The following is an 18514-nucleotide window of genomic DNA, read 5'->3' as shown; positions in this document are numbered from 1 at the left end:
GCCGCGGATCGGGTACACCTCGGGCAGACCTCAGAGAGGCAGACGACCATGAAACCCTCCGACATCGCCGAGCGAGCAACGTCGCTCGTCCGCCAGGACGACCAGGGCGGGTTCCCCTCCCAGGAGCAGCAGCCCCCGGGCCTGACTGAGCCGATGCAGCCACGTCCGGACCACGGGGAGGAGACCTACCGCGGATCGTCGCGGCTGGAGGGGTGCCGTGCCCTGATCACGGGTGGCGACTCCGGGATCGGACGCGCGGTGGCCATCGCCTTCGCGCGCGAGGGCGCCGACGTGGCCCTCAACTACCTCCCTGCCGAGCAGGCGGACGCGGACGAGGTCGTCGCCGCCATCGGCGACGCCGGCCGCCGAGCCGTGACGGTGCCGGGAGACCTGACGGAGCGGGAGACGTGTGTCCGGGTGGTCGACGAGGCCGTCCGGGGCCTGGGCGGGCTGGACGTGCTGGTCAACAACGCCGGCTACCACTGGGCGCGCGGGCCGCAGGGACTGGAGGGCCTCGAGGAGGACCAGGTCGAGCGCGTCCTGCGGACCAACCTGCACGCCGTGCTGTGGCTGTGCCAGGCAGCGGTGCCTCATCTGGGTCCCGGGTCCTCGATCATCAACACCAGCTCGGTCCAGGCCTACGAGCCCTCGACCCAGCTTCTCGACTACGCCGCCACCAAGGCGGCGGTCAACAACCTCACGGTCAACCTGGCCGCCGAGCTGGGACCCCGAGGGATCCGCGTCAACGCCGTGGCCCCCGGGCCGATCTGGACGCCGCTCCAACCCGCCACGCGTCCGGGCGAGGACATGGAGACCTTCGGGGCGGACACCCCCCTGGGCCGGGCTGGGCAACCCGGCGAGGTGGCTCCGGCGTACGTCTTCCTCGCGTCGCCCTCCGATGCGAGCTACGTCTCCGGCACCGTGATCGGCGTGACCGGGGGAAAGCCGGTCTTCTGAGATCACCACTTCGGCTTGCTCTGCGACGACCCCCGCTCACGCAGGTAGATGGGGTTCCTACCACGGTCGGGCGCGCGGGCAACGCCGGTCCTCACACGGACCTTCACCCCTTGGGACGAACAGGGCTAGCCCACCCAGCTCGCCCGTGGGTACGTTGACGGACGTTCCGCAACCTGATGGGCCGAGGCTCGCGCAGCACCTCGATCCGTCGACAACCAGCCATGCTCGAGCCCAGGGCATGCGGGTGCTTCACTCATGAAGGCGACGACAACATGTCCGTCTCACATGCCCCCCGTGCCCTCGCCGGCACCACCCCCTCCGCCAGGGACGAACGGTCCCGACGCACCGCGGAGCTCTTCGACGCGGTGACCAGCGCCCAGGACCCGGCGCGCCGCCAGGACCTCCTGGACGAAGTGGTGCTCGTCAACCTCTGCGTGGCGCGATCCCTGGCCCGTCGCTTCGCCGGTCGTGGCGTGGACGCCGAGGACCTCGAACAGGTGGCGTCCGAGGCACTGGTCAAGGCGGCCGGCAGGTTCGACCCCGCCCACGGCAAGGACTTCCTCTCCTTCGCCGTGCCCACCGTCCGTGGGGAGCTCCAGCGCTACTTCCGTGACGTGGGCTGGGTCGTCCGGCCCACCCGCCGGGTGCAGGAGGCCAGGTGGGCGATCAGCCGCGCCGAGGCCGAGCTCACGCAGCGGCTCGGACACACTCCCGAGCCCGACGAGGTCATGGACGAGCTTGCCCTCACCCCGGAGGAGTACGCCGAGGCCGCGTCGGCCAACGGCTGCTTCGCGCCGACCTCCCTGGACAGGCCCACGTCGGTCTCGGACGACGGAGGGACGATCGGGGACCTCCTGCCCGACCAAGAGGCCGGCCTGCCCGCCTGTGAGGCGAGGGTGGTGCTGGCCCCAGTCGTGCAGATGTTGTCGGAACGGGACCGACGGGTGCTGTTCCTGCGGTACTTCGAAGACCTGGGCCAGAAGGAGATCGGATCGGCGATCGGGGTGACCCAGACGCAGGTGTCGCGGATCCTCGACCGCATCCTCGGCGACCTCCACCAGGCCATCACCCACGACGACCACGAGCAGGTGTCGTCTACCGACGATGAGCGGGAGATGGACGGGTGACCGGTGCGTCTTGAGCGGCACGCACACCGACGGGAGCGATCCGCGTGACCGATGACACGCCCGATCGTGGCCCGTCCGAGCGGGGGACCGCCGTGGTGACGGGGGCCTCGTCCGGCATCGGACGGGCCTTCGCCGAGATCCTGGCCGAGATGGGCTACGACCTCGTCATCGCCGCCGACGAGCCAGCGATCCACCAGGTCGCCGGCGACCTGTCGGTCGGTGGCCGACGGACCGTAGGCCTGCACGTCGACCTGTCCGGTGCGCCGGGGGTGGAGCACCTCTACGAGCAGGCCACCTCCCAGGGCGTGCCGGTCACCGTGGCCGTGCTCAACGCGGGAATGGGCGTCCACGGCCGGTTCGACGAGATCGATCTCGAACGACAGCTCCAGCTCATCGACCTCAACATCCGGTCCACGGTGCACCTGGCGACCCTCCTGACGCGCGACATGGTGGAACGGGAAGAGGGACGGTTGTTGTTCGTGTCGTCCATCGCCGGCAGGGTCCCGGGGCCCGGGCACGCGGCGTACGCCGCCTCCAAGGCCTTCATCCACTCGTTCGCCGAGGCGATCCGGCAGGAGATGCGCGGCACCGGGGTGAGCATCACCTCCTTGCTGCCAGGTCCCACCGACACCCGCTTCTTCGAGCGAGCCGGGATGCAGGACACCGAGGTGGCGCGCGGACGCAAGGACGCTCCCCACGACGTGGCGCGCGAAGGTGTCGCGGCGCTCATGGCGGGCCAGGACCAGGTCGTGGCCGGGTCGACGCGCAACACCGTGCAGGCGGCGGCGACGTCGGGGTCGGTCGACGCCGTGGCCGACACGCTCCGGGAGGGGAGCCCACAGGCCCCGTCCTGAGCCCCCGCGTGGGTCGTTCCGCGGACCGGTGCCGGGCAGCGGACGCGGTGGTCTACGATCCTGTCCGGTCCAGAAGCGGGCTCCAGACGTAGCGTCGACGTCGTCGCGCCGTGCCTCGAAAGTTCCCTTCTGATGCCTGATGACGTGCTGGCCGAGGCATTCGCCCACGCTGCCCGCCGCCTCACCGAGATGTCCTCGTTGGAGGAGACGCTGACGGAGATCGTCCGCAGCGCCCGACTCTCCGTCCCCGGTGCCGACCATGTCGGCGTGACCGCGTCCCACCGCGACGGTCGGTTCGAGACCCTCGCCGCGACGAGCGATCGGGTGCACGAGTTCGACGCCCTGCAGTACGCCCTCGGTGAGGGACCCTGCGTCCATGCCATCGAGGCCCACACCATCGTCCACGTCCCGGACGTGCGCCGCGAGAAGCGCTGGCCGGCGTACACGGCTGAGGCGCGCCGCCGGGGGCTGCGCGCCCAGATCGGGGTGCGGCTCTACGACGACCGCCACGGTTCCGGCGGGCTGAACATCTACTCCGAGCAGGAGGACGGGCTGGACGCCTCCAGCGCCCAGGCCGCCGACCTGTTCGCGGCCCATGCCGCGCTCGCGATGGGCAAGGCCCGCGCGATCGACCAGCTGCAGGAGGGGTTGCGCAGCCGGCAGCGGATCGGCGTGGCGGTCGGCATCCTGATGCAGCGCTATTCGATGCCGGAGGAGTCCGCCTTCGCCTTCCTGGTGAGGGCCTCGTCCCACGGCAACGTGAAGCTGCGCGACGTGGCCTCCGAGGTGGTGCGGGAGTTCGAGCAGGGCCTCGACGGCACCGGCTCGGTCTAGTTGTTGGCCGGGGTGCTGGAGATCGCCTCGACCAGACGGGCCGTCAGGGTCTCGTCCGACCGCGTCGCGATGTCAGCCTGCGACACGATGCCCACCAACCGGTCACCGTCGATGACGGGGAGCCGGCGCACGCCGTGCTTGATCATCGTCTCGAGTGCTTCCTCGATGGAGTCGTCCGCCCCGATGGTGACCGGCTTGCCCTGGGCGAGCTCCTCCACGGGCGTCGCGGGATCGCGTCCCTCCGCGGCGCAGGCGAAGGCGATGTCGCGGTCGGTGACCATGCCGGCAAGCCGCTCGTCCTCGCCGCAGATGGGCAGGGCACCCACGTCGAGGTCCTGCATCTTCCGCGCGGCGTCGGCGAGGGTGTCGGTGCTCCGGGCGCACTCGGCGGATCCGGTCATGATGTCTCGTGCTGTGGTCATGGGGTCGTCCTCCGTCCTGTCGGACCGGCCGCGGTGGCCGGTGACGTCCGGTACCCCGACGGGTCGCAGCCATGCCGGTGGGGGACGGGTCAGATCGCCTCGCCGCGACGCGCGCCGTCCATCACGGTCGTGGCCGCGTCGGCGAGCGTCGTCCCCCGCGCCCGGGCAAGGGCGACCAGGGCGTCGTACGCCGCCTCCATGTCGATGTCACGCTGGTAGGCCAGCACGCCCTTGGCCTGCTCGATGCCGCTGCGGGAGTCGAGGGTGGCCCGCAGTCGCTCCAGGGCGTCGGCGACGGGTACCTGACGGATGTGGACGACCGCGATGGTCAGCATGTCGGCGTACGTCTGGAGCATCTCCGACTCGCTCTCGCCGACGCTGCCCCCGTCGCGCCAGAACAGGTTGAGCCCGCCGATCCCGGTGCCCTGCCACAGCATCGGGACCGCGTGGGCCTGCGCGTACCCGGCCGCCTCCATGCGGACGCCGAAGCCGGGCCACGCCGACTCGGCCTCGGCCGTCGACCCCACGCTGATCTGGCGGGCCTTGGTGATGCACTCGACGCAGGGACCCTGCTCGGCGGCGGTCTGGTGGGCCTCGAGGTCGAGGACCCGGTGCGACGTGGCGGCCAGCACCTCGAGCTGGCCGGACGGGGACGACACGAGGACCCCGCCCGCGTCTGCCGACACCGCGGCGCAGGCCTGCGCCAGACCGGCCGTGACGACACTGAGGGCGTCGTGCTCGCGGACGAGCAGGCCGGACAAGTGCGCGAGGCCGGTGAGTGCGGCTCTGCTGTCCATGGTCAGCGACCTCCTTCGGTGGCGGGGTGGAAGCGCAGCTCACGCGAGAGGACCCGCGCGGCGACGTCGGACAGGGTGGTGTCACCCGCGTAGGCGTGCGCCTTGAGGACGGCCACGGCGTCCTCAGGCGTGAGCAGCAGCTGGGCGGCGACCATGCCGGTCGCCTGGTGGATGCTGACCCGCGACTGCCAGGGGCCCTCAGCGAGCTCGTCGCTGACGGCGTCCGGGTCACGCATGAGGGCCGCCGCGGTGGCCGCTGCCAACCGCAGCAGGGTGTCGTCGGGCAGTGCCAGCGCCCGGGGTCGATGACCGTTCTGGTAGAGCGTCATCAGGCCCAGCACCTCGCCGTCGGGACGCATGGGGACCGCATGGATGGTCGCCTCCCCGACCTGCTCGGACGCGGCGATCGCGAACTCCGGCCAGGCGCTGGAGGCGCCGTCACCCAGGGCGCACACCTCGATACGACGCGACTCCACGGCCGTGTGTCCCGGTCCTTGGTCCAGCACGTCCTGCAGGTCCTCCAGGCGGGCCGCCACCTCGTCGGTGGCGTAGAGCGTCACGCGGTTGTCCGCGGCGTAGGACATGGTGAGCGCGGCGGAGTCGGCGCCGGCCAGGTCGCGGCACGCCAGGCACAGGCGCTCGCTGAGGGCGAAGCCGGCAGGGGTGGTGGCCACGGCCCTGGCCAGCCGCACCAACAGGTCGTCGTGTCCCGTCATGCGCGCTCCCGTTCGTCCTTCCCAGCCTAGCCCTGCGAGGAGCGGGGAGGTCGATGAACGCCACCGCCTGAACGGCTGGCGGAGCCGGCAGTGGGTACCGGGGTGGCACGTCGCCAGAGAGGGTTCCTCCGTGAACGATCGCGCTGACTTCGCCACGTCCATCACCGCCGCCGCCCGCACCATGCATCAAGCCCGGTCCTTGCCTGAGACGCTGCAGACCAGCAGCACCAAGCTGCCCAACATCGCCCGGGAGATCGTCGACCGCCGGGCCACCCCCTGAGCCTTCTCCCGCGAGCCCGGGTCGTCCACCACGCGGCGGCGGCCCTCCCGATCAGGCGCGCGAGTCCAGCCACCGGCTCCGCGCCCAGACCTCGGAGGTCCAAGCGCTTGGACCTCCGAGGTCGCCTTCGTCGTACGCCGCATGGGCCTGCCCTCGTCGGGTACCGGAACGCCTCATCCGACAACGTGAGCGAGCGAAGGCGGTCCACGACATGAAGGCAGTCACCTGGCAGGGCGTCCACGACATGCAGGTCAGCGAGGTCCCCGACCCGCGGATCGAGGAGCCGACGGACGTGATCGTCAAGATCACGTCCACCGGGCTCTGCGGCTCCGACCTCCACCTCTACGAGACGCTCGCGCCCTTCATGGAGGCCGGGGACGTGGTGGGTCACGAGCCGATGGGGATCGTGGAGGAGGTCGGCACCGGCATCACCTCGCTGCAGGTGGGGGACCGGGTGGTCGTGCCCTTCAACGTGTGTTGCGGCACGTGCTGGATGTGCCAACGCGATCTCTACAGCCAGTGCGAGACGACTCAGAACCACGAGCACGGCACGGGCGCGAGCTTCTTCGGCTACAGCAAGCTCTACGGGCAGGTCCCGGGTGGGCAGGCGGAGTACTTGAGGGTCCCGTTCGCCGACTTCATGGCCATGAAGGTGCCGCACGAGCACGCCGATGACCGGTTCCTCTTCCTCTCCGACGTGCTGCCGACCGCGTGGCAGGCGCTGGAGTACGCCGCCGTGCCTGACGGCGGCACCCTGCTGGTGCTGGGAGCCGGGCCGATCGGCGACATGGCGGCCCGGATGGGTGTCCGTGCCGGACATCGCGTCATCTCCGTCGACCGGGTGCCCGAGCGGTTGGGTCGTGTCGCGGCCTTCGGGGCCGAGCCACTCGATCTCGACGAGGCGGAGAAGGTGGGCGGCGTGGGCGACGTCGTGCGCGAGACCACCGACGGGCGAGGCCCCGACGCGGTCATCGACGCGGTGGGCATGGAGGCCCACGGGTCTCCGGGCGCGAGCGTGGTGCAGAAGCTCGCCGGCATGCTCCCCGACGCGATCTCCGAGCCGATGATGAAGACCGCCGGGCTCGACCGGCTCGCCGCCCTCCACACCGCCATCGACGCGGTGCGTCGAGGGGGCACCATCTCGATCTCGGGGGTGTACGGCGGGCAGGCCGACCCGCTGCCGATGATGCAGCTCTTCGACAAGCAGGTGCAGCTGCGGATGGGACAGGCCAACGTGCGTGCCTGGACCGACGAGCTCCTGCCGCTGCTCATCGACGACGACCCCTTCGGCGTGGACGCCTTCGCCACCCACCACCTGTCGCTGGACGAGGCTCCCGACGCCTACGAGCACTTCCAGAAGAAGGAGGAGGGCATGGTGAAGGTGGTCTTCCGGCCCTGACGCCGGAGGACCGTGCGTCACCGGGCCCGCGCGTCAGCGGGGAGGCAGGGACAGGCGGACCACCTTGTGCCAGGCGCTGGCCACCTGCCGGGGCAGCGACGCCCGGTGGTAGCGCAGCCCGTAGGCGGTGAACAGCGCCTCGACCGGCGCGGACAGCTCGCGGTAACGGTTGCTGGGCAGGTCGGGGAAGAGGTGGTGCTCGATCTGGTGCGACAGGTTGCCGCACAGGACGTGCAGCCAGCCGGGACCCGAGATGTCGGCCGATCCGAGCATCTGGCGGAGGTACCAGTCGCCGCGCGACTCCGACTCGTCCAGCTCGGACACCTCGAAGGTCGTGACGCCCTCCGGGAAGTGGCCGCACATGATCACGGAGTGACTCCACACGTTGCGCAGGACGTTGGCGGCGATGTTGGCGGTCAGGGTCGATCGTGACGACCCCGTCGGCAGCGACACCACGGGATGCAGGACGTAGTCCCGGAAGGCGAGTCGACCCGCACGACGCAGCGTCGTACGCAGCTCGGACCTGACCCGTGGGGGCAACCCCTTGCCGTCGCGCAGGGCTGCACCGAGGTCGAGGTCGTACATCGCCACACCCCATTCGAAGATGCACGCGTTGACCACGTTGAGCAAGGGCTGCACCAGGTGGCGGGGCTGCCACGGCTGGGCCTCGTCGACCCGCATGATCCCGTAGCCGAGGTCGTTGTCCTTGCCCAGCACGTTGGTGTTGACGTGGTGCCGGTCGTTGTGCGCCCGCTGCCACTGCTCGGGCGGTGAGGCGTGGTCCCAGTCCCAGGTGCTCGAGTGGATCCGCGGGTCGCGCATCCAGTCCCACTGCCCGTGCAGCACGTTGTGCCCGATCTCCATGTTGTCGAGGACCTTGGCCAGGGCGAGTGCGGCGGTGCCCACACACCACGCGGGACGACGGTGACTGCCGAGGAGCACCAGCCGGCCCGTCAGCTCCAGCCAGCGCTGGACGGTGATCACCCGACGGATGTACGCCGCGTCCGCAGCGCCACGCTCGTCCAGCACCTGCTGGCGAAGGGTGTCGAGGCTCCGACCCAGCGCCTCGACCTCCCTCGCGTCCAGGTCGTCGGCGGTCCGCCAGCCGACAGCGGGAGGGATGGGTGGAGCGATGGTGGCCATGGCACGCGACGTACCCGTGCCGCCCAGGCGCATGCGTCCGGCCCGGGTGGGAACCGACCTCGGTGTGGAACCGCTCCGCGCGGCAGGACTGGTCGACGGGATTTTCCGACCATCAGGGCTGGACCGACCGAGACGGGGTACCGGGCCGCATGACCAGCGCACCCCAACCACATCGATGCCCGGACGTCCGGGACGAGGAGGACGCATGACGATCGACAGCAGCACCAACACCAACGCCGGCCCCACCACAGGTGCCACGGAGAGCGGCTCGGGGACGGCTTCGACCGTCGCCGACCAGGGACGACATGTCGCAGGTACGGCCAAGGCGGAGACGCAGAACGTCGCAGGGACAGCCGCGGCGCAGGCTCGCAGCGTCATGGGTGACACCGTGCGACAGGTGAGTGACCAGGTGAACGACCAGGCCGCCACGCAGCGCGACCGGCTGTCCCAGACCCTGCGCACCCTGGGGGACGACCTGGAGCAGATGGCCTCCCAGCAGCCCGGGCCGGGATCCGGCATGGCGGTGGACCTCGCGCGGGAGGTGTCCGAGCGCGTGCGTTCCCTGGGGTCCCACCTCGAGGGCCGGGAGCCCGGGCAGCTGCTCGACGAGGCACGGGACTACGCCCGACGCCGGCCCGGCACCTTCCTCCTCGGCGCGCTGGCCGCCGGCGTCGTCGCCGGCCGGTTGTTCCGGGCCACTGCCGACGGGGCGGCCGCGGCCACCCTGGCCGAGTCCGGTGACCGGGGGCCCGCCGGGGGCGGCGTGACTCCCGTCCCGACGGGTACCTCGCACTTCGGGACCGACACCCCGGTGGAGGGCTACCCGGCGCCGGCCACCGGGACCGGCGAGGTCTTCGACCCGGCTGCCCCGGTCGTGCCTCCGTCGCCGTCGGTGACGGCCGCTCGTCCGCTCCTGGACACGCCGTGACGGGCTCGTCGAGCCTCGACCCCGAGGTCGGGGTGGGGGAGTCGCCAGGGCGGTCGTCCGCCCCGGGGGACGACCGCAGCCTCGGCGAGATCGTGGGCGACATCAGCCATGACTTGACCACGTTGGTCAAGCAGGAGCTGGAGCTGGCGAAGACGGAGCTGAAGGAGGAGGCCGGCAAGGCCGGCAAGGGGGCGGGGCTGCTCGGCGGTGCCGGAGCCTCAGGCCTCCTGGCCCTCATCTTCCTCTCCGGAGCGCTCGCCTACCTGCTGGACAGCTGGATCCCCCGCGAGGCCGCGTTCCTGATCGTCGGCCTGTTGTGGGCCGTGGTCGGAGCAGTGCTGGCCCTGAGCGGACGCAAGGCAATCCGAAGCATGAACCCGCAGCTGCCCGAGACGCAGCAGACACTGAAGGAGGACGTGGCATGGGCCAGAGCACAGAAGAACTGAGTGGTGACATCGAGGAGACCCGTCGCTCGATGTCGTCCAACGTCGACGCCCTGCAGGACCGGGTCAGCCCGACTGCCATCGTGGAGCGTCGCAAGGAGGCCGCGCGTGGTCGGATGAGGTCCGTCCGTGACCGCGTCATGGGCTCGGCGCACGGCGCCCGGTCGTCCGCCGCCGGCGGTCTCGGCTCCACCCAAGAGTCGGCCCACGGCACCGTCGCGTCGGTCAAGGATGCGGCCCAGGGCACGATCAGCGGCACCCAGCAGAAGGTCGAGGGGTCTCCGATGGCCGCGGGTCTGGTGGCCTTCGGCGCGGGCGTCGTCCTGGCCTCGCTCATCCCGGCGTCCGACCGGGAGGCGCGGGTCGCCGCCCAGGTGGTCGACACCGCCAAGGAGAAGGGCCAGCCCCTCGTCGAGGACGCCAAGGCCGCCGCCCAGGACGTGGCCCACCAGGTGGCCGAGTCCGCGGGCGACGCGGTGTCGACGGTGAAGGACACCGCCTCGGAGAGCGCCCAGCGTGTGCGCGACGAGGGCAGGTCCAGCGCCGACGAGGTGCGCACGCAGTCGGGAACCTGACTCCCCGGGCGCGGCGGCCCGTCCTCCCGGGGGCGGACCGCCGCGTCGTGCCGTCATGAGTCGAGGCTGACGACCTCATCGCGCCGCGGAGCACGCACCTCCGCAGGGAGGCCGCGGTCCCGGGCCCGGGCCAGGAAGTCCGACAGGGGTGAGCGGAAGACCCCGTAGTCGTCGTGGTGCACCGGGACCACGACGGACGGTCGGACCCGCGCGACGAAGCGGCGCCCATGGGCCCGTCCATGGTCACCGTCCTGACGAGCACCCGAGTCCCCCCGAGGTGGACCACCGCGGCGTCGATGTCGTGCTAGAGGCGGGCGATCTCGTCGACGTGCGCTCCGGTCAGCGTGTCGCGGCTGATGTAGACCCGACGCGAGCACGCCGTCGACGACGTGCTCCGCCATGCTGCCCATCACGGGCGGCAGCATCTTCCCCAGCAGCCCGCGGGCGTGCACGGCAGGCATCGCGGTCACCACGCGCTGCTCGTTGCTCTTCTCCAGCGTGTGCTGGTCCCAGGTGGACGACGCGGGAGGCGAAGCCCCACCGGTCGAGGCGTCGTACGGCGTGCGGGGTCGAGAGCACGGGAGTCGTGCGGTCCAGGTGGGCGCGGCTGACCCGGTCGAACTGGTCGCCGTGGAGGTACCCACCGAGGACGGCGGCAGTCGGGAGACCGCTACGGACGCTCCGTGGGTGGCGTGTCGCTCCCGGCCCACGTGGACGCATCCGGCGTCGCCCGACGGGTACCGATCCTCATTCCAGACGTGAACGAGAGGAATGAGAGATGTCCACCTACGATCGTCGAATCCGCCCGGGCAGCACGGCTCGGACGGGCCGCACCCCCGCCCAGTGGGCCGCCACGGGTGTCGCAGGAGTGTTCCTGCTCGTCGGAGTCCTCGGATTCGTGCCGGGTGTCACGACCGACCTCGGCCAGCTCGACGTCGCCGGGCACGAGTCGGGGGCCCAGCTGCTGGGGATCTTCCAGGTGTCGGTGCTCCACAACGTCGTCCACCTGGCGTTCGGTGCCATCGGTGTGGTCGCTGCGCGGTCGCACCGGTCGTCGTGCGGCTTCCTGGTCGGCAGTGGCGTGGTCTACCTGGTGCTGTGGCTCTACGGGACGGTCGTCGGTCATGACTCCACGGCGAACTTCGTGCCGCTGGACGGCGCCGACAACTGGCTGCACCTCCTCCTGGGCGCCGGCATGCTCGGCCTGGGTCTGCTCCTCGGCCGGGACCAGGACGACCGCGGCCGCCGGCCGGAGGCACGATGACGCCGCGTGACCACCCCACGCAGCTGATCCTGGTCCGCCACGGCCAGTCCGAGGGCAACGTCGCCGCCGAGGCCGCCCAGCGCGACGATCTCGAGCACATCGACGTCCCCGCCCGGGACGCCGACGTCACCCTGTCGGCCATCGGGCGCGACCAGTCCGCTGCGGTGGGTCGGTGGTTGCGAGCCCTGGACGAGGACGAACGGCCCGAAGTCCTCTGGACCAGCCCCTACCGGCGCGCCCGCGAGACCGCCGAGATCGCCCTCGAGGTCGCCGGACTCGAGCTCGACGAGCGCGTCGACGAGCGGCTGCGTGACCGCGACATGGGGGTGACGGACAAGCTGACCGCGGCGGGCATCCGGGCGGCGTACCCCGACGAGGCCGAGAGACGTGACTGGCTCGGCAAGTTCTACTACCGCCCGCCGGGGGGAGAGTCCTGGGCGGACGTGGCACTCCGTGTGCGCGGCGTGCTGACCGACCTGGCCGGCGCGGAGAGGCACCGGCGCGTGTTGGTGAGCGGACACGACGTCGTGCTGCTGCTCTTCTGCTACGTCGCCGAGGGGCTCGACGAGGAGCAGGTGCTCGCCAGGGCGCGCGACAACGCGCTCAAGAACGCGGCGATCTGCCGACTGCAGGGCAACCCGGACTCGGCCACCGGGTGGGACGTGACCGCGTACAACCTCGACGAGCACCTTCGCGACGACGACGTGACGGTGACCGAGCAGCCGGGCGCGGGCGCCGAGGCGGTGCAGGGTGATGGCTGAGCGGTCGGACGACGCCGAGCCCGTCAGAGGCAGCCCGGAGTCGCCGAGCCTGGTCACCCCCGACCTCTTGCGCTCGTGGCCGCTGCCCGAGCCCGGTGGCACCAAGTACGCCCGTGGTCAGGTGCTGGTGGTGGGCGGCTCCTGCACCACCCCCGGTGCGGTCCTGCTCGCCGGCACGGCGGCATTGCGGATGGGCGCGGGCCGGCTGAGCGTGGCGACGGCGGAGGGAGTGGCGATGCCGTTGGCCGTGGCCCTCCCCGTGTCCGGGACCCTTCCTCTTCCCCAGGACGAGCAAGGCGTGATCACGGGGGAGCGCGTCGTCGCGGTGCTCGAGCACGAGATCGAGCGCGCGGACGCCGTCCTCGTGGGACCAGGCCTGCTCGGCCGTGACGCCACCCGACGACTGATGGGCGAGGTCGTCCGCGCGCTGCCGGACGACGTCCCCGTCGTCCTGGACGCCGCCGCCGTCACCGTCCTGCCCGATCTCGATCGTGAGACGACGGCCGCGTTGCGCGGGCGAGCGGTGCTCACGCCGAACACCCACGAGCTGGCATCCCTCCTGGACCAGGACGAGGTGAGCGAGGACGACGTCGCCGAGTCCACGCTCGCCGTCTCCGGGCGGCTGGGCGCCGTCGTCGCCTGCGGCCCCTGGGTGGCGGCCGAGGGACTGTGGAAGGTGTCCACGGGAGACACGGGACTGGGCACGTCGGGAAGCGGGGACGTGCTGTCCGGGGCCCTGGCCGGACTGATCGGCCGTGGCGCGACTCCACTGCAGGCCACGCTCTGGGCCAAGCACGTCCATGCGGCGGCCGGCGACGTGCTCGCCGCCCGGTGGGGTCGCGTCGGCTATCTCGCCGACGAGATCACGCGGGAGCTGCCGCTCGTCCTGCGGTCCCTCGGGGGCGACTGATCGAGCCCCGCGCATCGCCGGGTGACAGCACGGGTACTGCGGGCTCGGGAGTCGTGTGCGGGGGGCATCGGGGTCACGCGGCTCGCGGGTCCCGCCATCAAGCAGTCGGTGGCGGGACCGCCCCGTCTCGTGTCGGCTCAGCGCCGACGTCCTGACGTGCGAGCCGAGATGGTGGCCCCCACCAGGGCGTCACAGGCATCGGCGGCCCGGCGGCACTCGTCGACGCACCGCTGACCGTGCTCGATCGGCGCAGACCGCTCGACCTCGTCCGCACAGGTCGCCGACAGGTCAGCGCACGCGGAGAGCAGCGTGCCGACGGCGGCAGGCAGGCTACCGAAGTGGCGCGACAGGACGGTCGACGTGGCGGTCAGGACGTCCACACAGTCGAGGAGCAGCCGGATGACGACGCGCAGGTCTGCCACCCCGTCCTCGTCGAGGCACGCATCCGCGGTCACGGAGCAGACCGTGGAGGCTCGGACGCACGCCGCGACGCACGCGGCCTGCACGTCGATGTCGGGCGCGAGGAACCCGAGTCCGGGCGACGGTGGTTCGGGGCTCATGGGTCCTCCAGCAGTCGGGTCTATGAGCGCGGTCCTCCCCGGTACCCGAAATCGGCGAGACGAACCGCTCTCGCGCAACGGCGACTGCCTTGAGTCTCGCACGCTATCCGGGGGCCCCCGGGCGGGTTAGAGTCGGAGAGCATCCAGTTCCGGTGATCGTCGGATGGGGGAGCAGCGTGGGGCCCAGTCCAGATGCCAGCGCGTTTGCGGCGATCGCCGCGCAGCTCCAGTGCCAGACGGACGAGGACACGGCGGCGCGCACCATCGCGCGGCGTGCGCTGGAGCTTGTCGGGGAAGCTCTCCACGTGAGCCTCACGATCTCAACCGCCGAAGGACGATACGAGACGCTGGCCTCCACCGATCACACGGCCACGAGCGCCGATCTCCTGCAGTACGAGCTGGGGGAGGGGCCGTGCGTCGAGGTGGCCGAGTGCGTCAGCTGGTTCCGCAGCGGGGACGTGACCGTAGACCCGAGGTGGCCGCGATGGGGGCCGGGGGCGGGTGGTCTCGGCCTGCGCTCGGTGCTCGCGGTGCGCCTCGTCACCCCGGGGCAGGACACGCAGGGGGCGTTGAACTTCTACAGTCCGGACGTCGGGGCCTTCGCAGAGCCGGAGACGGTGGACCTGGCGCAGGTGTACGCCGTACACGCTGCCAATGCGTTGTCCTCGGCACACCTCGCCACCGGTCTCCAGACCGCCCTGACGTCGCGGCACACGATCGGGCTCGCCCAAGGCATCCTGATGGAGCGCTACGGTCTCGACCAGCACCGCAGCTTCGAGCTCCTGCGGCGCACGTCGTCTTCGCAGAACGTCAAGCTGCGCGACGTCGCTGCTGCCGTGGTCGAGACCGGCGTCCTCCCAGGACGTCAGACGTAGCAGGAGCGGCCCCTGGGCCTCCGGAGCTGCATGCACCACGAATGTCACAAGCCATCGCCCAGGGACCGGAAACGCCGCCGACCGACCCGAAGGCCAGTCGACGGCGTTTCCGCAGGTCAGGGGCTGTTTCTGGGTGTCGATCGTGGTCGATCGGCGAGCCCCTCAGGACCGAAAATCAGATGTCGTAGTACTGACTGACTGACCCATGCTGACCTGCGCAAACGTCGGAGTTGAGGAACTATTTGTACCACGCTTGTAACGAGTCATGACCTGGACGCAGCCCCGCGGAGTGGGCATTGCTAGCCAACTCTGCCGCTTATTGGAGTCCCTGGGCGAATCGCCCCCTGTGACCTCGCCATGCACAACGCCCTTCAACACCTCCGACGCCAAGCGGCTTGATACAGGGCCGCTGATGCCCGATAGCTTTCGCTCGGAGACGACAGGGTCTGCGAGGGGTCACAAGGTCACGTGAGACAGCACAGCGACCGGCCGCGGACAATGAGCGACAAGGCCGCCGGGCGGGGAACTCACAGCGCTCAAGGCTGACCCGGCAAACGTGGCGACCCGGTCGCAGGCTGGGTGACGTGCGCTCGTGTGCGGCTGGTGCCGCGATGCTTCAGGCATTCAGGGAAGGTCAGAGGCGTAGCGGACGGATCGGGGCGAAGACCAACGAGGGGTCGGCGAGCCATTCCTCGGTCGGGATCACGTCGACGTAGAGCTCGATCTCGTGCCCATCGGGGTCGGCGATGTAGAGCGAGTGGGTGATCGTGTGGTCGCTGGCGCCCTTGATGTCTACTCCGTGCTCGGTGAGGTGCTGCACGACCTCGCGCAGCTCGTCGTCGCTGTCGCCGACTTTCAGGCCGAAGTGGTACAGGCCCAGCCGGGGTCCCGGGGGCATCGCCGCCGCGGCGGAGCCCACCTCGATGAGCAGCAGCTCGTGGTGGGTACGGCCGGAGGAGAACGCCGCCGCGGGGACCGGCAGTGGCACCTCCCCGCGGACCTCATCCCAGCCGAGCACGTCTCGGTAGAACCGCCGTGAGCGCTCCAGGTCCCGGACGTAGAGCACCAGGTGGCCAAGCTCGTGGATGCGCATGATGGTCGACTCCGATCTTCGTTCGGGCTGGGCCTAAGCCAGCTTCGTTCGGCTGGGCGCGGGTCCGACCGGCCCGGATGCCGGGCACACCGGTCCTCTGTCATGATGACCGGTCAGGCCGGGGCGTCCCTCGCGTACTCAAAGGACGCGGTCACGATCTGGGAGACTACCTCTACCTCCTCCTCGTCGCGGGGTGCGTAGACCATCACGGCACCGGAGGTGATCAGGCCGCGGCGGGCGACCGGGTGCAGCTCTGCCCAGCCTGCCTGGATCAGGCCGGAAGCAACATCGGGCGGTACTACCAGGTGCAGGGACTGGTCCGGTGCGGGGTGCAGGTGGGCGAACTCGGTGCCGATCATGAAGGCCTCGGGTGGCCCATGCGCGGCCTCCGGCGGCAGGGTCAGGGCGCGGGCTCCCGGCACCGAGATCATGCTGGGGCGCCAGACCACCCCCGGCAACTGAGCGAGCCGCTTCTCCAGCAGGCTGCGCGGCCGATCGTCGTGAGGCTGTTGGTCGAGCTGGGTGTGCGGATTGCTCGGCGTGGTGCGCGGCCTGACACCGCCTCGAGCGGGGAGGTCGGCCAGGTCTGCCAGCGAGCCGGTCACGGCGTGAGCACCGAGCCGGGCACCAGCGGGTCGAGCTCGTCGCCCGGGGAGGCGAAGAAGGCGAACAGGGCAAGCGCGGCGCCCGTGGGGGACAGCTCCTTGAAAGACTGGGTCTGCTCGTTCACCTTGCTCGCAGGGTCGGTCTCGCGCCAGAAGTCGTGCATCAGCGACGCTGTCGGCACCAGGAAGCCGACCAGCAGTAGGGCCCCCAGGTCGGGCCAGACACCGACGGCCACCATGAGGCCACCAAGAATGATGACCGCGCCGGAGATGTCCACCATCAGCCCGGCTGCCGGAACACAGTTGCTGACCGCGTAGCCGGCCATCATCTCGCGCTGGCTGAAGTGAGCTATCCCGGCGCCCAGGAACAGCAGCGCGACAAGGATCCGGACGATGAGAACCAGAACGTCCATGAGAGCTCCCTGGTGTCCAGTCCTTACTTACTCTTTGTAAGTGACTCTAGGATTACCATTCCGGGAACGGCATGGCAAGTGTTCTGGGAGCCGGCGCGACGAAAGGGGGTTGGAGAGCGTGGACGAGAGAGAGAGAACTACTGTCCGGTCTTTCACCGCGCGGTCGAGCTGATTGGGCGGCGCTGGAACGGCCCGATCATCCACGCACTGCTCGACGGAGCAGAGCGCTTTGGTGAGATTCGCTCGAGAATTCCGGGGCTCACGGACCGGCTGCTCGCCCAACGGCTTCGCGAGCTGGAGCGCGAGGGTGTGGTGCAGCGTGTCACGGCGGCCGCTGGACCTGTGCCGCGCTACATGCTGACGCCCAAGGGCCAGTCGCTGACGCCGGTGATCGAGTCCATAGCCCAGTGGGCTGCCACGTGGGGTGGCCTCCCGGATCCGCACCACATGGCGATCAGGCTCGACAGTCAGAGGGAGAATTGATGGTCAACTTGTCTGGACTATGGGCGCGTTGACGGGACTTCGCGCTGGCACGGACGGTGAACACGACGCCTGCAGGTGTTGCTCCCGCCGGCGCGTCGTATCGCGGGCTCGTTCACACCGGATCGCCCATGAGTGTTCAAAGGACCTTGCCGAGCGCTGTTGAACAGCCCGCTGAAGGGAATGGGTTCGCTGGTCGTAAGTGCCCGGGAGTCGACCCGTTTCGCCAGTTCGCGAAGTGATGGAAGTACGGAAGACCGCGCTCTGGCAGATCCAGGCCCTTCTCCCGGCCTAGTTCGCTACCCCAACGACCATTCGGTATGACCACGGCGTCACTGCGGTCGCGCGTCGGTCAAGTCCACGGTCGTGGTGGATGAAGGGGCCACCGCGTCACCGTCTGGACCTCACTTTTGCGCTGACCACTCGGCGAAGGAGCGCGTTGCGTCGGCTGAGCCCTGAATCCCGATATCCGCAGCCTGTCGCCTTCCGAAAGCGTGCAGGACGAGCTCGAGGGGCGCGCCCGAGAGGACGACTCCGCTCGAGTGATTACCGATCGCGGTGAGCGCGCTGTCGTCCGGTTCGAGCCGGACAGCGACGGGCGCCTTCCGGTAGGCCCTCGTGAGGATCGGCCTTGCACGGCGCCAGAGCTCCCGGACCTCCTCCTCGTGGAGCGTGCGATGCGGCACCGGACCGGATCCGCGGCGCAGGTCCTCGTGGTGGACGACGTACTCGAGGAGATTCAAGGTCTCATCGAACCGACCCATCAACGAGTGTCGGGATGGTCCTGCCTCCAACGTGTCGACCAGGACGGCATATCCGTGGGGGCTGCCGGCCTTGGTGACGAGCGACCGCATGAAGCGCTCCTCGCCCGGCGACTTGGTGGTCACCTGGTCCCAGATGTTGCGCAGGATCGCGTGCTCGCGCTGGACCACATGTGCGAGCAGGTGTCGCGTTGTCCACCCGTCACAGAGCGTCGGCGCATCGGGATCTGCATCGCGGAAACTAGCTGCGAAGGAGCGGCGTTCCTTCGCGACCCAGGTCATGTCACTTCCCACCCTTCACCATGGTGTCGATGTCT

23 protein-coding genes are annotated in these 18514 nt (G+C 70.4%); 14 read left to right on the top strand and 9 right to left on the bottom strand.

The features are described 5' to 3' along the window. Nucleotides 1-48: 48 nt before the first annotated feature. From ASG88_RS18670 to ASG88_RS18655, 4 genes are all read left to right on the top strand, one after another. On the top strand, nt 49-957 hold the full coding sequence (locus ASG88_RS18670) for an SDR family oxidoreductase (protein ID WP_056888956.1): 909 nt from the start codon (nt 49-51) through the stop codon (nt 955-957). Between the two features lie 272 nt (nt 958-1229). Then, nucleotides 1230-2084, top strand: coding sequence for a sigma-70 family RNA polymerase sigma factor (locus tag ASG88_RS18665; RefSeq protein WP_056888955.1), 855 nt, complete (start codon nt 1230-1232; stop codon nt 2082-2084). A 44-nt stretch (nt 2085-2128) separates the two neighbouring features. Then, entirely contained in the window at nt 2129-2938 is an 810-nt protein-coding gene (locus ASG88_RS18660) for an SDR family NAD(P)-dependent oxidoreductase (protein ID WP_056888954.1), read from the top strand. A 132-nt stretch (nt 2939-3070) separates the two neighbouring features. Beyond that, the gene (locus ASG88_RS18655) at nt 3071-3772 is read left to right on the top strand and encodes an ANTAR domain-containing protein (protein WP_082600736.1); all 702 of its coding nucleotides are present in this window, start codon (nt 3071-3073) and stop codon (nt 3770-3772) included. Here the strand turns inward: ASG88_RS18655 and ASG88_RS18650 are convergent. The 3 genes from ASG88_RS18650 to ASG88_RS18640 all read right to left on the bottom strand — a co-directional run bounded on the left by ASG88_RS18650 (nt 3769) and on the right by ASG88_RS18640 (nt 5707). Beyond that, nucleotides 3769-4194, bottom strand: a complete 426-nt coding sequence (locus ASG88_RS18650) for a CBS domain-containing protein (protein WP_056888952.1) — start codon at nt 4192-4194, stop codon at nt 3769-3771. The two genes, ASG88_RS18655 and ASG88_RS18650, sit on opposite strands and share 4 nt — an antisense overlap. An 89-nt stretch (nt 4195-4283) precedes the next feature. Then, nucleotides 4284-4991 carry a GAF and ANTAR domain-containing protein gene (locus ASG88_RS18645; protein ID WP_056888951.1) on the bottom strand — a complete coding sequence of 236 codons (708 nt, stop codon included), beginning with the start codon at nt 4989-4991 and terminating at the stop codon, nt 4284-4286. Between the two features lie 2 nt (nt 4992-4993). Further along, nucleotides 4994-5707, bottom strand: coding sequence for an ANTAR domain-containing protein (locus tag ASG88_RS18640; RefSeq protein WP_056888950.1), 714 nt, complete (start codon nt 5705-5707; stop codon nt 4994-4996). A 130-nt stretch (nt 5708-5837) separates the two neighbouring features. Here ASG88_RS18640 and ASG88_RS23370 point away from each other — a divergent pair, with 130 nt between their 5' ends. Both ASG88_RS23370 and ASG88_RS18635 read left to right on the top strand, forming a co-directional pair. Continuing rightward, nucleotides 5838-5987, top strand: a complete 150-nt coding sequence (locus tag ASG88_RS23370; RefSeq protein ID WP_162259870.1) for a hypothetical protein — start codon at nt 5838-5840, stop codon at nt 5985-5987. Nucleotides 5988-6198: 211 nt separating this feature from the next. After that, complete coding sequence (locus ASG88_RS18635; protein ID WP_056888949.1) at nt 6199-7386, top strand: zinc-dependent alcohol dehydrogenase; 1188 nt, start codon at nt 6199-6201, stop codon at nt 7384-7386. Nucleotides 7387-7419: 33 nt separating this feature from the next. Here the strand turns inward: ASG88_RS18635 and ASG88_RS18630 are convergent, their stop codons facing one another. Then, nucleotides 7420-8529: a fatty acid desaturase family protein gene (locus ASG88_RS18630; protein ID WP_056889267.1), complete on the bottom strand. Its 1110-nt coding sequence runs from the start codon at nt 8527-8529 to the stop codon at nt 7420-7422. A 205-nt stretch (nt 8530-8734) separates the two neighbouring features. On the opposite strand from ASG88_RS18630, the gene ASG88_RS18625 reads away from it, so the two are divergent. The 6 genes from ASG88_RS18625 (at nt 8735) to ASG88_RS18595 (ending at nt 13410) form a co-directional block, all read left to right on the top strand. After that, nucleotides 8735-9457 (top strand): hypothetical protein, encoded by a 723-nt coding sequence (locus ASG88_RS18625; RefSeq protein WP_056888948.1) that lies wholly within the window; start codon nt 8735-8737, stop codon nt 9455-9457. Nucleotides 9458-9549: 92 nt separating this feature from the next. Then, a complete protein-coding gene (locus ASG88_RS18620) occupies nt 9550-9903 on the top strand; it encodes a phage holin family protein (protein ID WP_200956500.1) in 354 nt (117 codons plus the stop codon). Further along, nucleotides 9879-10475: a DUF3618 domain-containing protein gene (locus ASG88_RS18615; protein ID WP_082600733.1), complete on the top strand. Its 597-nt coding sequence runs from the start codon at nt 9879-9881 to the stop codon at nt 10473-10475. Before ASG88_RS18620 ends, ASG88_RS18615 begins: the two co-directional genes overlap by 25 nt. A 778-nt stretch (nt 10476-11253) precedes the next feature. Continuing rightward, the gene (locus tag ASG88_RS18605) at nt 11254-11739 is read left to right on the top strand and encodes a DUF4383 domain-containing protein (RefSeq protein WP_082600731.1); all 486 of its coding nucleotides are present in this window, start codon (nt 11254-11256) and stop codon (nt 11737-11739) included. Next, a complete protein-coding gene (locus ASG88_RS18600) occupies nt 11736-12500 on the top strand; it encodes a histidine phosphatase family protein (RefSeq protein ID WP_056888944.1) in 765 nt (254 codons plus the stop codon). The genes ASG88_RS18605 and ASG88_RS18600 overlap by 4 nt, the downstream gene beginning before the upstream one ends. Continuing rightward, on the top strand, nt 12493-13410 hold the full coding sequence (locus ASG88_RS18595) for an NAD(P)H-hydrate dehydratase (RefSeq protein ID WP_056888943.1): 918 nt from the start codon (nt 12493-12495) through the stop codon (nt 13408-13410). The genes ASG88_RS18600 and ASG88_RS18595 overlap by 8 nt, the downstream gene beginning before the upstream one ends. A 137-nt stretch (nt 13411-13547) precedes the next feature. On the opposite strand, the gene ASG88_RS18590 is transcribed toward ASG88_RS18595, so the two are convergent. Next, nucleotides 13548-13970: a four-helix bundle copper-binding protein gene (locus ASG88_RS18590; protein ID WP_056888942.1), complete on the bottom strand. Its 423-nt coding sequence runs from the start codon at nt 13968-13970 to the stop codon at nt 13548-13550. A gap of 152 nt (nt 13971-14122) precedes the next feature. Between ASG88_RS18590 and ASG88_RS18585 the strand changes: the two genes are divergently transcribed. Beyond that, nucleotides 14123-14845, top strand: a complete 723-nt coding sequence (locus ASG88_RS18585) for a GAF and ANTAR domain-containing protein (protein WP_157559821.1) — start codon at nt 14123-14125, stop codon at nt 14843-14845. A gap of 634 nt (nt 14846-15479) precedes the next feature. On the opposite strand, the gene ASG88_RS18580 is transcribed toward ASG88_RS18585, so the two are convergent. From ASG88_RS18580 to ASG88_RS18570, 3 genes are all read right to left on the bottom strand, one after another. Next, the gene (locus ASG88_RS18580; RefSeq protein ID WP_056888940.1) at nt 15480-15938 is read right to left on the bottom strand and encodes a VOC family protein; all 459 of its coding nucleotides are present in this window, start codon (nt 15936-15938) and stop codon (nt 15480-15482) included. A gap of 113 nt (nt 15939-16051) precedes the next feature. Then, the gene (locus tag ASG88_RS18575; protein WP_056888939.1) at nt 16052-16543 is read right to left on the bottom strand and encodes a luciferase family protein; all 492 of its coding nucleotides are present in this window, start codon (nt 16541-16543) and stop codon (nt 16052-16054) included. After that, nucleotides 16540-16956, bottom strand: coding sequence for a DoxX family protein (locus tag ASG88_RS18570; RefSeq protein WP_056888938.1), 417 nt, complete (start codon nt 16954-16956; stop codon nt 16540-16542). The genes ASG88_RS18575 and ASG88_RS18570 overlap by 4 nt, the downstream gene beginning before the upstream one ends. A 78-nt stretch (nt 16957-17034) precedes the next feature. On the opposite strand from ASG88_RS18570, the gene ASG88_RS18565 reads away from it, so the two are divergent. Beyond that, on the top strand, nt 17035-17439 hold the full coding sequence (locus tag ASG88_RS18565; RefSeq protein ID WP_056888937.1) for a winged helix-turn-helix transcriptional regulator: 405 nt from the start codon (nt 17035-17037) through the stop codon (nt 17437-17439). Nucleotides 17440-17840: 401 nt separating this feature from the next. Here the strand turns inward: ASG88_RS18565 and ASG88_RS18560 are convergent, their stop codons facing one another. After that, entirely contained in the window at nt 17841-18479 is a 639-nt protein-coding gene (locus tag ASG88_RS18560; protein ID WP_082600727.1) for a maleylpyruvate isomerase family mycothiol-dependent enzyme, read from the bottom strand. Between the last annotated feature and the right edge of the window lie 35 nt (nt 18480-18514).

It is taken from the genome of Nocardioides sp. Soil777 (assembly GCF_001428425.1).
Taxonomy (GTDB): domain Bacteria; phylum Actinomycetota; class Actinomycetes; order Propionibacteriales; family Nocardioidaceae; genus Nocardioides; species Nocardioides terrigena.
This window is presented reverse-complemented; position numbering and strand designations above follow the sequence as displayed.

Bases quoted from the DNA above. Each gene is read 5' to 3' on its own strand.
- ASG88_RS18670 (WP_056888956.1), top strand. From the start codon at position 49: ATGAAACCCTCCGACATCGCCGAGCGAGCAACGTCGCTCGTCCGCCAG.
- ASG88_RS18665 (WP_056888955.1), top strand. From the start codon at position 1,230: ATGTCCGTCTCACATGCCCCCCGTGCCCTCGCCGGCACCACCCCCTCC.
- ASG88_RS18655 (WP_082600736.1), top strand. From the start codon at position 3,071: ATGCCTGATGACGTGCTGGCCGAGGCATTCGCCCACGCTGCCCGCCGC.
- ASG88_RS18650 (WP_056888952.1), bottom strand. From the start codon at position 4,194: ATGACCACAGCACGAGACATCATGACCGGATCCGCCGAGTGCGCCCGG.
- ASG88_RS18645 (WP_056888951.1), bottom strand. From the start codon at position 4,991: ATGGACAGCAGAGCCGCACTCACCGGCCTCGCGCACTTGTCCGGCCTG.
- ASG88_RS18640 (WP_056888950.1), bottom strand. From the start codon at position 5,707: ATGACGGGACACGACGACCTGTTGGTGCGGCTGGCCAGGGCCGTGGCC.
- ASG88_RS18635 (WP_056888949.1), top strand. From the start codon at position 6,199: ATGAAGGCAGTCACCTGGCAGGGCGTCCACGACATGCAGGTCAGCGAG.
- ASG88_RS18630 (WP_056889267.1), bottom strand. From the start codon at position 8,529: ATGGCCACCATCGCTCCACCCATCCCTCCCGCTGTCGGCTGGCGGACC.
- ASG88_RS18625 (WP_056888948.1), top strand. From the start codon at position 8,735: ATGACGATCGACAGCAGCACCAACACCAACGCCGGCCCCACCACAGGT.
- ASG88_RS18615 (WP_082600733.1), top strand. From the start codon at position 9,879: ATGGGCCAGAGCACAGAAGAACTGAGTGGTGACATCGAGGAGACCCGT.
- ASG88_RS18605 (WP_082600731.1), top strand. From the start codon at position 11,254: ATGTCCACCTACGATCGTCGAATCCGCCCGGGCAGCACGGCTCGGACG.
- ASG88_RS18600 (WP_056888944.1), top strand. From the start codon at position 11,736: ATGACGCCGCGTGACCACCCCACGCAGCTGATCCTGGTCCGCCACGGC.
- ASG88_RS18595 (WP_056888943.1), top strand. From the start codon at position 12,493: ATGGCTGAGCGGTCGGACGACGCCGAGCCCGTCAGAGGCAGCCCGGAG.
- ASG88_RS18590 (WP_056888942.1), bottom strand. From the start codon at position 13,970: ATGAGCCCCGAACCACCGTCGCCCGGACTCGGGTTCCTCGCGCCCGAC.
- ASG88_RS18580 (WP_056888940.1), bottom strand. From the start codon at position 15,938: ATGCGCATCCACGAGCTTGGCCACCTGGTGCTCTACGTCCGGGACCTG.
- ASG88_RS18570 (WP_056888938.1), bottom strand. From the start codon at position 16,956: ATGGACGTTCTGGTTCTCATCGTCCGGATCCTTGTCGCGCTGCTGTTC.
- ASG88_RS18560 (WP_082600727.1), bottom strand. From the start codon at position 18,479: ATGACCTGGGTCGCGAAGGAACGCCGCTCCTTCGCAGCTAGTTTCCGC.